1 protein-coding gene is annotated in these 278 nt (G+C 63.7%); it reads left to right on the top strand.

Features of this window, described 5'->3' with window-relative positions:
- On the top strand, window positions 1–278 hold a 278-nt coding region (locus KW841_RS29480; RefSeq protein WP_218480753.1), incomplete at both ends, for a hypothetical protein.

Below are 278 nucleotides of genomic sequence, written 5' to 3'. Positions count from 1 at the left end.
CACGGGAGGCGTAGCCGCGGGCTTCCCGCAATCGATCACCACACCACTGGGCAGCACGCTGACCATCACCGGCTTCAACGCCGCGACCGGCGTGGTGAGCTACAGCTACACCCTCAACGACAACGAAGCGCATCCGACGGCCAACGGCGCCAACACCCTGCCTGAGCAGTTCGCCGTGACTCTGGTCGATGACAACGGCACCACGGCGACCGGTTCACTGGACGTCAACATCGTCGACGACTTGCCACAAGGCGTGAACGACAGCAATGCTTCGACGG

This window comes from Pseudomonas sp. PDM28, assembly GCF_019219115.1.
In the GTDB taxonomy this organism is placed as follows: Bacteria; Pseudomonadota; Gammaproteobacteria; order Pseudomonadales; family Pseudomonadaceae; genus Aquipseudomonas; species Aquipseudomonas laurylsulfatiphila.
This window is presented reverse-complemented; position numbering and strand designations above follow the sequence as displayed.